Origin of the sequence: Tahibacter caeni, from assembly GCF_024609805.1 — a bacterium.
Taxonomy (GTDB): Bacteria; Pseudomonadota; Gammaproteobacteria; order Xanthomonadales; family Rhodanobacteraceae; genus Tahibacter; species Tahibacter caeni.
Map to the genome: position 1 here is coordinate 1 of NZ_JANFVR010000159.1, position 10,855 is coordinate 10,855.

The 10,855-nt window shown below is 69.5% G+C and carries 8 protein-coding genes; 6 read left to right on the forward strand and 2 right to left on the reverse strand.

Annotated elements, in window-relative coordinates:
- The first annotated feature begins 242 nt into the window (after nucleotides 1–242).
- Nucleotides 243–1,253, forward strand: a complete 1,011-nt coding sequence (locus NON22_RS14085; RefSeq protein WP_257387576.1) for a class I fructose-bisphosphate aldolase — start codon at nucleotides 243–245, stop codon at nucleotides 1,251–1,253.
- Between the two features lie 296 nt (nucleotides 1,254–1,549).
- Here the strand turns inward: NON22_RS14085 and NON22_RS14090 are convergent, their stop codons facing one another.
- Together NON22_RS14090 and NON22_RS14095 are read right to left on the reverse strand one after the other, a co-directional pair.
- Nucleotides 1,550–2,404, reverse strand: coding sequence for an aminoglycoside phosphotransferase family protein (locus NON22_RS14090; RefSeq protein ID WP_257387577.1), 855 nt, complete (start codon nucleotides 2,402–2,404; stop codon nucleotides 1,550–1,552).
- Nucleotides 2,404–2,934, reverse strand: coding sequence for an O-acetyl-ADP-ribose deacetylase (locus NON22_RS14095; protein ID WP_257387583.1), 531 nt, complete (start codon nucleotides 2,932–2,934; stop codon nucleotides 2,404–2,406). Before NON22_RS14095 ends, NON22_RS14090 begins: the two co-directional genes overlap by 1 nt.
- Nucleotides 2,935–3,096: 162 nt before the next feature.
- Here NON22_RS14095 and NON22_RS14100 point away from each other — a divergent pair, with 162 nt between their 5' ends.
- From NON22_RS14100 to NON22_RS14120, 5 genes are all read left to right on the forward strand, one after another.
- Nucleotides 3,097–3,567: a MarR family winged helix-turn-helix transcriptional regulator gene (locus NON22_RS14100; protein ID WP_257387578.1), complete on the forward strand. Its 471-nt coding sequence runs from the start codon at nucleotides 3,097–3,099 to the stop codon at nucleotides 3,565–3,567.
- An 8-nt stretch (nucleotides 3,568–3,575) separates the two neighbouring features.
- A complete protein-coding gene (locus tag NON22_RS14105; RefSeq protein ID WP_257387579.1) occupies nucleotides 3,576–4,676 on the forward strand; it encodes an HlyD family secretion protein in 1,101 nt (366 codons plus the stop codon).
- A gap of 22 nt (nucleotides 4,677–4,698) precedes the next feature.
- The gene (locus NON22_RS14110; protein ID WP_257387580.1) at nucleotides 4,699–6,231 is read left to right on the forward strand and encodes an MDR family MFS transporter; all 1,533 of its coding nucleotides are present in this window, start codon (nucleotides 4,699–4,701) and stop codon (nucleotides 6,229–6,231) included.
- Nucleotides 6,232–6,369: 138 nt separating this feature from the next.
- Complete coding sequence (locus NON22_RS14115; protein WP_257387581.1) at nucleotides 6,370–7,440, forward strand: efflux RND transporter periplasmic adaptor subunit; 1,071 nt, start codon at nucleotides 6,370–6,372, stop codon at nucleotides 7,438–7,440.
- A 9-nt stretch (nucleotides 7,441–7,449) separates the two neighbouring features.
- The gene (locus tag NON22_RS14120) at nucleotides 7,450–10,566 is read left to right on the forward strand and encodes an efflux RND transporter permease subunit (RefSeq protein ID WP_257387582.1); all 3,117 of its coding nucleotides are present in this window, start codon (nucleotides 7,450–7,452) and stop codon (nucleotides 10,564–10,566) included.
- The last annotated feature ends 289 nt before the right edge of the window (nucleotides 10,567–10,855 follow it).

The following is a 10,855-nucleotide window of genomic DNA, read 5'->3' on the forward strand; positions in this document are numbered from 1 at the left end:
CGCGGCTCCCTCGCCTGAGAACTCCGCTCCGTCCCGGCGGGGCCGTGAGCGGGCCGGTGAAAGGCCCGCTGCACGGCCCAGCCGCGGTCCCGGGCCGCGGGGTGCGCCGCCAGCCGGGTTCCGGCGCCGCCCGGCAGGTTCCTTTCGCGGCTTCTGGCCTATAATCCGCGGCCCGCGATCGCCTTGCCGGTCGCCACGCGGCTTCCGGTCGCGTACCGGATCCAATTCCCACGGAGTCATCCATGAGCATCGAACAGCTGGAAAGCATTGCCCAGGCGATGGTCGCCCCGGGCAAGGGCATCATCGCGATCGACGAATCCAACACTACGATCAAGAAGCGCTTCGACGGTGTCGGCATCGACTGCACGGAAGAGAATCGTCGCGCCTACCGCGAAATGCTGCTGACTGCGCCCAACCTGTCCGATCACATCTCCGGCGCGATCCTTTATGACGAAACGCTGCGCCAGGCCAGCAAGGCCGGCGTGCCGTTCACCAAGATCATGCTCGACCACGGCATCCTGCCGGGCATCAAGGTCGACAAGGGCCCGCATCCGCTGGCCGGCTTCCCGGGCGAGCTCGTGACCGAAGGCCTCGACGGCCTGCGCGACCGCCTCAAGGAATACGCGAGCCTCGGCGCCAAGTTCGCCAAGTGGCGCGCGGTCATCACGATCGGCGACGACATGCCGAGCTCGACCTGCATCGAAGCCAACTGCCATGCGCTCGCGCGCTATGCGGCGCTGTGCCAGGAAGCCGGCATCGTGCCGATGGTCGAACCCGAAGTGCTCATGGACGGTTCGCACGACCTCGACGTCTGCTACGACGTGACCGAAGTGACCCTGCGTTCGCTGTTCGCCTCGCTGTACGAGCAGAACGTGCTGCTCGAAGGCACGATCCTGAAGGCCAGCATGGTCGTCTCCGGCAAGGACTGCCCGGAACAGGCCAGCGTCGACGAAGTCGCCGAAGCGACCGTGCGGTGCCTCAAGGCCAGTGTGCCGGCCTCGTTGCCGGGCATCGTGTTCCTGTCGGGCGGCCAGTCCGACGAGGCTGCGACCGCGCACCTCAACGCGATGAACCAGATGGGCCCGCACCCGTGGCCGCTGAGCTTCTCGTACGGTCGCGCGATGCAGACGGCCGCGCTGAAGCTCTGGTCCAAGGACATGACGGCGAACTTCGTCGACGCGCAGAAGACCGTCGCGCAGCGCGCGCGAGAGAACGGCCTCGCCGCGCTGGGCCAGTGGAAGAAGTCGGCCTGAGCCGGCATCGATCCGTGATCTATGGAAAACGCCGGCCTCGCGCCGGCGTTTTTCATTGCGGCGACCGACGGAGCAGGCGGCGCCGCGTCGATGCGGCGAACCGCGCCAACGGAGTCTCGTCGTATTCCGCAATAAATCCCGAGCGAGGTGCCCGGTGGCGATCGGTCGTCATTTCCGCTGCCGAGCGTCGCGGCGGCGCCGTCGTCATCGGCATCGTCCGCGCCGGCGACGTGCTCGACGTGCGTTTCGGCGACCTGCAGCGGCAGGCGGCGTCGCGCCGCGGCGCATCTCGCGCCCTACAGCGCGCGCACGAGTTCCAGGATTTTCGCCGCGACCGCGAGCTCGCGCGCTTCGCTGGCGGCATTGCCGTCTTCGGCGTGCCACGCGGCCGACAGGCAGCCGTAGGCGTAGGCATGGGCCAGTATCGGCGGCAGTTCCTGGCCGAGTGCGCGCGCATAAGTCTCGGCGCGGCGATGCAGGTGTTCCGCATCGAGGCAGAGGTCGTCGCGCCGCAGCGGGTTGTAGAGCAGGTTGGCCGCGTCGAACGCCGCGTCGCCGACAAGACCTCGCGGATCGATCGCGAGCCAGCCGCGCGGACCGTGCAGGATGTTGTCGTGATGCAGGTCGCCATGCAGCGGCCGCGCATCGCGGGCGGCGCGCAGCAGGCGTTCGGCCATGCGTGCGGCTTCGCGATACGGATCGCCGGCCGGCCGGCCGCGCGCCCGCGTGAACAGGCTCGCGAAATACATCGACAGCGGGGTCAGGCCGGCCGGCGCCGGCGTGCGCGATGGCGCGCTCAGGCGCGCGAGCACTTCGGCCGCGATGTCGGTGGCCTCGATGTCGCCGCGTTCGCCGAGGAACTGGGCGAGGCTCGTGCCGCCGGCATGTTCGAGCAGCTGGCGATGTCCGCTGACGGCATACAGCCGCACCAGTCCTTCGCCGCGGCGCCAGCGTAGCAGCGCCGCGCCGTGCAGCTCGTCGGTTCCGGCGGGCTTGATCGCCTTGACCACGGCCCGGCTGCCGTCGGCGCGCAATGCCTGCCAGACGCGGCTGGTCCGCGTGTCGGCCAGCAGCTGCGGCCGGCGCAGGTGCCAGCGTGGCGGGAAGTCGGGCCGCCCGCCGCCGCGCGGCGGTCTGCGCAGAGCGCGCATCAGCCGCCCGCCAGCACGGCGCGGTAGGCCTGCAACGCATGTGGACCGAAGCAGCAGAACACGATGCGGTCGAGCGAGCCGGGATCGCGCGCGGCCTCGTGCGCTTCGGCCACTGCGATCGCGACTGCCTGTTCCAGCGGATAGCCGAATACGCCGCAGCTGATCGCCGGGAACGCGATGCTGGCCAGGCCGTGGCGCCGGGCCAGCTCGAAGCAGTTGCGGTAGCACGACGCGAGCAGCGCGGGTTCGCCCTTGTCGCCGCCGTACCAGACCGGACCGACGGTATGGATGATGTGCCGCGCCGGCAGCCGGTGGCCGCCGGTCAGCACGGCCTCGCCGGTGGGGCAACGCACGTAGGGCCGGATCATCGGCAGCGCCCGGCATTCCTCGACGAGACCGGGTCCGGCGGCGCGATGGATCGCGCCGTCGACGCCGCCGCCGCCGCTGAGGCTTTCATTGGCTGCGTTGACGATGGCGTCCAGCGGCAATGTGGTGATGTCGGCTTCGAGTGCTTCGAGCACGAGCTGCATGGCCAAGCCCTTGTTTTCCTGATGTTCTCACACCGTCGTCCGGCACGGCGCGGCGCCGGCGGCCGCGGTCTGGGGGGAAATACGCTAGACCTTGGTCTAGGCATTTATTGAACCCGCCGGTATTGAAAAATAGTTGCCTAGGCAATAATGTCTGCGGCAATCATGAGCCGCTCCGATCCCCGCTCCACCTTCGCCTACCCGCTGCTCGACGTCACGCGGCTGCTGCGCAAGCACTTCGACCGCCGCGCCGAGCCGCTGGGCCTGACCCGCGCCCAGTGGCGCGCGATCAAGATGATCCACCGTCACGAAGGCATCAGCCAGAAGGCGCTGGCCGAGCTGCTGGAAATGGAAGCGATTCCGGTAAGCCGCGTGATCGATCGCCTGCAGCAGGCCGGCTTCGTCGAACGCCGCGCCGATCCGCAGGACCGCCGCGTCTGGCGCCTGCATACGTTGCCGCGCGCCGATGCGGTGCTCGACGACATGGAAGTCATCGCCGCCGCGCTGCGCGACGAAGCGCTGGCCGGCATCGGCGATGCCGAGCTGATCGCCTGTCTCGACGTGCTCGAGCGCATGAAGCAGAACCTCGCCGCGCTCGACGAAAAAAACTCCCCGAAAAACACCGACACGAATTGAGCATCGCCATGACCGCCAAGACCGAAACGACTGCCGCCGCCCCTGCGCCGCGCAAGCGCTCCAACGCCGTGCTCTGGATCGCCGGACCGGCGCTGGTGCTCGCGATCGCCGGGTACTTCTATCTCTCGGGCGGCCGCTACGTCGACACCGACAACGCCTACGTGCAGGCCGACCAGATCACCATCGCTCCGCAGATCGCCGGCCGCGTGGTCGAGGTGCGCGTGCGCGAGAACCAGGCCGTCAGGGCCGGCGACCTGCTGTTCCGCATCGACGAGGAGCCGCTGAAGATCGCCGTGCAGCGCCTGCAGGCGCAGGCCGAATCGGTGCGCAGCATGCTCGACGGCGCACGCAACGGCTACCACGGCGCCGAGGCCGACTTGCGCTCGGCCGAAGCCGATCTGCATCACGCGCAGCAGCAGTACGAACGCTTCAAGGACCTGCGCGCGCGCGGCCTCGTCGCGCAGCAGGCGCTCGACGACGCGGCCAACACGGTCGCGAGCACGCGCGGCAAGCGCGACGCCAACGCCGCCGCGGTCGCCCGCGCGCAGAACCTGCTCGGCGGCCTGCCGAGCGCGTCCAACGATTCGCTGCCGGGCTACAAGCTCGCGGTCGCGCAGCTGGCCCAGGCCCAGCTCGACCTGTCGCACGCGGAGGTGCGCGCGCCGGTCGACGGCGTCATCGGCAAGACCGATCTGCAGGTCGGCGAATTCCTCAACGTCGGCCAGCCGGCCATGCCGCTGGTTGCGACGCAGACCCTCTGGGTCGAAGCGAACTTCAAGGAGACCGATCTGACCAACGTGGAGATCGGGCAGGTTGCCTCGATCGCGATCGACACATATCCGGGCAGGCACTGGAACGCACGCGTGGCCTCGATCAGCCCGGCGTCGGGCGCCGAGTTCGCCGTGCTGCCGGCGCAGAACGCCACGGGCAACTGGGTCAAGATCGTGCAGCGCATACCGGTGCGTCTCGCGCTGGACCCTGCGCCGGGCCTGCCGCAGCTGCGCGCCGGCATGAGCGCCGAAGTGGAAATCGACACGGGCCGCGACCGCGCGCGCTACAGCCAGTGGTTCGGCGCGCGCAAGGCCGAGCAGCCGATCGCGAGCCGCTGAGTCCCTTCGCGGATCCGAATCCATGAGCAACGCCGCCACCCATCGCGAAGTCGCCAACCTGCCGCTGCTGGTGATCTCCATCATGCTGGCGACCCTGATGCAGGTCATCGACACGACCATCGCCAACGTCGCCCTGCCCGACATGCAGGGCGCGCTGTCGGCGACCCAGGACCAGGTGTCCTGGGTGCTGACCTCCTACATCGTCGCCGCGGCTATCGCGACGCCGGCCACCGGCTGGCTCGCCGCCAAACTCGGCCGCCGCCGTCTGCTCGCGATCGCGATCGGCGGCTTCACCGTCGCGTCGCTGCTCTGCGCCGTCGCGACCGACATCGGCCAGATGGTCGCGTTCCGCGTGCTGCAGGGCCTGTTCGGCGCGGCGCTCGTGCCGATCTCGCAATCGACCATGCTCGACGTGTTCCCGCGCGAGAAGCACGGCGCGGCGATGGCGATGTGGGGCATGGGCGTCATGGTCGGTCCGATCCTCGGCCCGCCGCTCGGCGGCTGGCTGACCGACCACTACAGCTGGCACTGGGTGTTCCTGATCAACCTGCCGATCGGTGCGGCAGCGCTGTTCGGCGTGCTCGCGAGCGTGCCGGCGGACGAGGCCCACGACTACCGCTTCGACTGGCGCGGTTTCCTGCTGCTGGCAGCCGGCGTCGGCGGGCTGCAGCTCATGCTCGACCGCGGCGAGCAGAAGGACTGGTTCGACGCGCTCGAAATTCAGATCGAGGCGGCCATCGCGTTCCTCGGCTTCTATCTGTACTGGGTGCACTGGCGCAGCGCCAAACGGCCTTTCCTCGATCTCGGCCTGCTGCGCGACCGCAGCTTTCTGTCGGGCAACCTCTTCATCTTCGTGATCGGCGTCGTGCTGTTCGCGACGATGGCGCTGCTGCCGCCGTATCTGCAGAGCCTCATGGGCTATCCGGTCGTCACGACCGGCCTGCTGATGGCGCCGCGCGGCGTCGGCACGCTCGTGGCGATGCTCGTGGTCGGGCGCCTGCTCGCGCGCGGCGCCGACGCGCGCGCGCTGATCCTGGCCGGCCTGCTGCTTACCGTCGTATCGTTGTGGCAAATGGCACATTTCAGCGCCGACATGCCGACCGGGCCGGTGATCTGGGCCGGCGTGATACAGGGTCTAGGGTTGGGCCTCGTGTTCGTGCCGGTCTCGACGATGGCCTATGCGACCCTGCCGATGCCGCGCCGCACCGAGGCCGCCGGCATGTTCAGCCTGACGCGCAACCTCGGCTCAAGTATCGGCATCTCGCTCGTGATGACCCTGCTGTCGCGCGGCTCGCAGATCAATCATGCCGAGCTCGCCGAGCGCATCACCCCGTACGGCCACACGCCGCTGCCGGCCGGCATCGACATCCACAGCGCGACCGGCCTGGCTGCACTGAACGGCGAAGTTTCCCGTCAGGCTGCCGCAATCGCCTTCCTCAATGACTTCTGGCTGATGATGATTCTGACCTTAGCTGCGATACCGTTGCTGCTGATGTTCCGGCGGCCGAATCGCAACGCCGCCCCCGTGCCGGCGGCCGCCGCGGTGGATCACTGATTCATCCGCACGCCACGTCGTCGGCGTAGGATGGCTGCCGCGAGGCGGCCTCCGCCCCTGAAAGCCGATGCCGCGGCGCCTCGCGCCCGCGGCCACCGCCGACCGCGCTTCCGCGGCCGGCGGCCAAGGAAGCCGAAGATGTTCAAGCGTTGCCTGCCATTGCCGTTCCTCGTCGCCTGCGCCGCGCTCACGGCCTGCAAGTCCGAGGATCCGTCCAAGGTGCCCAGTCCGACCGCGCCGGCCAAGGTCACCGCGCAGGCCGTCGAAAGCAAATCCTGGTCGGACGTGATCGAGGCGCTCGGCACGGCCCAGGCCAACGAATCCATCACCTTGACGGCGAAGATCACCGAGACCGTGCGCAAGGTGAATTTCACCGACGGGCAGGCCGTCGCCGCCGGAGACGTGCTCGTGGAGCTGACGTCGAGCCAGCAGGCCGCGCAGCTCAAGGACGCCCAGGCCATGGCGCGCGACGCCGACCGCCAGTATCAGCGTCAGCAGGACCTCGTGAAGCAGGGCACCGTTTCCAAGGCGCTGTTCGACACGGCTACCGCGACGCGCGATTCCAACATCGCCAAGGTCGACGCGATCCGCGCGCAGCTGTCCGACCGCGTCATCACGGCGCCGTTCGGCGGCGTGCTCGGCCTGCGCCGCGTGAGTCCCGGCACGCTCGTCACGCCGGGCACCGAGATCACGACGCTCGACGACATCGACACGATCAAGCTCGATTTCTCCGTGCCCGAAACCCTGCTCGGCGCGGTCGAGGTCGGCCAGGAAGTGCAGGCCACCACGGCCGCCTGGCCCGCGCGCCAGTGGCAGGGCCGCGTGACGTCGATCGACTCGCGCGTCGACACGGCCTCGCGTTCGGTGCTCGTGCGTGCGCAGATCGACAACCGCGAGCGCGTGCTGCGTCCGGGCATGCTGCTAACGGTGCAGGTGTTCCGCGCGCCGCGCATGGCGCTGGTGCTGCCTGAGATCGCGCTCGTGCAGGTCGGCACCGATTCGTTCGTGTTCCGCATCCGTCCCGACAGCAGCGTCGAGCAGGTGCGCATCGTGCCGGGCGCGCGCCGCCGCGGCGAGATCGAGGTGCGCGAAGGCCTGCAGGCCGGCGACCGCATCGTCGTCGACGGCACGGTCAAGCTGCGCAGCGGCGCGAAGGTCGCCGTCGAGGAACACGTCGCGGCCACTGCGGCTCCGGCCGCCGTGAACTGAGGAGGCGCCATGCTGCTGTCGGACGTCTCGGTCAAGCGCCCCGTCTTCGCGACCGTTCTCTCGCTGATCCTGCTCGTGCTCGGCCTGATCGCGTTCACGCGGCTGCCGCTGCGCGAGCTGCCGAACATCGACCCGCCCATCGTCTCGATCGACACCACGTATACCGGCGCGTCGGCGTCGGTCGTCGAGACGCGCGTGACCCAGGTGCTCGAGGACGCCGTCGCCGGCATCGAGGGCGTGGAGAGCGTGCAGTCCTCCAGCCGCAACGGCCGTTCCAGCATCACGATGGAATTCACCCTGAGCCGCGACATCGAAGGGGCGGCCAACGACGTGCGCGACGCCGTCGCGCGTGCGTCGGACCGGCTGCCCGAGGAAATCGATCCGCCGCAGGTGGCCAAGGTCGAAGGCGACGCCGACGTCATCATCTGGCTCAACCTCAGCTCGACCAGCCTCGACCAGCTCGCGCTGACCGACTACGCCGACCGCTACATCGTCGACCGCCTGTCCTCGATCGACGGCGTGGCGCAGGTCAATCTCGCCGGCGGGCAGCGCTACGCGATGCGCATCTGGCTCGACCGCAAGGCGCTGGCCGCGCGCAACCTCACGGCCAACGACGTGGAGAACGCGCTGCGCCGCGAGAACGTCGAGCTGCCGGCCGGCCGCATCGAATCGGACACGCGCGACTTCACGCTGCGCGTGTCGCGCGACTACCGCGCGCCCGAGGATTTCGCCGCGCTGGCCATCGCCAAGTCCGAGGACGGCCACGTCACGCGCCTGGCCGAAGTGGCCAAGGTCGAGCGCGGCGCCGAGGAGCGCCGCGCGTATTTCCGCGGCAACGGCAAGCCCATGGTCGGCCTCGGCATCGTCAAGACCTCGACCGCGAACAGCCTCGACGTGGCCGCGCGCGCCAAGGCCGAGATGGAGCGCATCCAGCCGTCGCTGCCCGACGGCATGACGATCGGCGTCAGCTACGACTCGACCATCTTCATCGACGCGGCCGTGCACCAGGTCTACAAGACGCTCGGCGAGGCCGTGCTGCTCGTGCTCGTCGTGATCTTCCTGTTCCTCGGCAGCGTGCGCGCCGCGCTGATTCCGGCGGTGACCGTGCCGGTCTGCGTGATCGCCGCGTTCCTCGGCCTCTACGCGTTCGGCTTCTCGATCAACCTGCTGACCCTGCTCGCGCTCGTGCTGTCGATCGGCCTCGTCGTCGACGACGCGATCGTCGTGCTGGAAAACTGCCAGCGCCGCGTCGACCTCGGCGAACCACCGCTGGTCGCGGCCTATCGCGGCGCGCGCCAGGTCGCCTTTGCGGTCATCGCGACGACGGCCGTGCTGATCGCGGTGTTCCTGCCGATAGCGTTCATGGAAGGCAACAACGGCCGCCTGTTCCGCGAACTTGCGGTTGCGGTCGCCGGTGCCGTCGCGATATCCGCGTTCGTCGCGCTGACCCTGACGCCGATGATGTGTTCGCGTCTGCTGCGCGCGCACAAGCACGAGAAGGGCTTCGTCGCCTGGACCGAGCGCCGCCTGCAGCAGGTCAGCGACGGCTATCGCCGCGCGCTGGACAGGAGCGTGGGTCGGCCGGTGCTGATCGGCGCCGTGCTCGCCGCGGCGCTCGTCGCGATCGGCGCACTGTTCGTCAGCGTGCCCAAGGAGCTCGCGCCGCCGGAGGACCGCGGCGTGTTCTTCGCCCAGGTCATCGGCCCCGAAGGCGCCGGCTACGACTACACCGTGCAGCAGATCCAGGAAGTCGAGAAGCGCCTGCTGAGCCTGAGCGGCGAAGGCAGTCCGATCTACCGCATCAACGCGCGCGTGCCCGGCGGCTGGGGCCGCAGCGAGGAAATGCATACGGGCCAGGCCGTAGTGCTGCTCAAGCCCTGGAACCAGCGCAGCAAGACCACGGCCGAGGTCGTCGACGAGACGCGCGGACTGCTCGCCGACGTGACCGGCGTGCGCGCGATTCCGCAGGTGCGCCAGGGGCTCGTGCGCTCGGGCGGCCAGCCGCTGCAGCTCGTGCTCGGCGGGCCGAGCTACGAGGAACTGGTCGGATGGCGCGACCGCATGCTCAAGCGCATGGAAGAAAACCCGCAGCTGTTCGCCGCCGATTCCGACTACAAGGAAACCCGTCCGCAGTTGCGCGTCAGCATCGACCGCTCGCGCGCGGCCGACATCGGCGTGTCGGTCGACGACATCGGCCGCACGCTCGAGACCATGATGGGCTCGCGCCAGGTGACCACGTTCGTCGACGGCGGCGAAGAGTACGACGTGATCCTGCAGGCCCAGGACAGCGACCGTCGCAGCCCGACCGACCTGACCAACCTCTACGTGCGCTCGCGCAGCGGCCAGCTGATTCCGTTGGCCAATCTCGTGACCCTGAGCGAGCTCGCCGAGCCCGGCACGTTGAACCGCTTCAACCGGCTGCGCGCGATCACCCTGTCGGCCGGCCTCGCGCCGGGCTACACGCTCGGCCAGGCGCTGGACTGGATACGCCGCACGGCCGCCGAGGAACTGCCGCAGACCGCGCAGCTCGACTACAAAGGCGAGTCGCGCGAGTTCCGCAAAGCCGGCGGCGCCGTCGCGTTCACGTTCGCGATGGCCCTGCTGATCGTGTTCCTCGTGCTCGCCGCGCAGTTCGAGAGCTTCGTGCACCCGCTGGTCATCATGCTGACGGTGCCGCTGGCCGTGCTCGGCGCGTTGCTCGGGCTCTGGCTCTGGGGTTCGAGCCTGAACCTGTTCAGTCAGATCGGCATCGTCATGCTGGTCGGCCTCGCCGCGAAAAACGGCATCCTGATCGTCGAGTTCGCCAATCAGCTGCGTGATCAGGGACGCGGCATCCGCGACGCGATTCTCGAAGCCTCGGCCGTGCGCCTGCGGCCGATCCTGATGACGTCGATCGCGACGATCACCGGCGCCGTGCCGCTGGTGCTGGCCAGCGGCGCGGGCGCAGCCAGCCGCGTGACGATCGGCGTCGTCGTGGTGTTCGGCGTCACCTTGTCGACCCTGCTGTCGCTGTTCGTCGTACCGGCGTTCTACCTGCTGCTCGCGCGCTTCACGCGCTCGCCCGAGGCCGTCGCGCGCGAGCTCGACTCCCAGGCGCAGGACCACCCGGACGCCGAAACCGCCTGAGGCGCCGCGCGCGCTATGCTTGCGCCGGCCGCGACGCCGGCGCAGGGCCGGCGTGTCGACGGCAATGTCCGCGGCCCGCCTGGCGGCCCGCTCCTCTCTCCGGCAACGACCGCTGCGTGCATGGCGGCCGCCGACCGATTCCATCTGGACAGTCCATGCGTTCCGACGACGACAAGCCGCGTGGCGGCGACCGCGACAACCCCTGGCGCAACGCGCGCCCGCGCACCGACGGGCCGCGGCCCGACAAGCGCGAGCGCGAGCGGCGCAAGGCGGCCGGCGAAACGCCGCG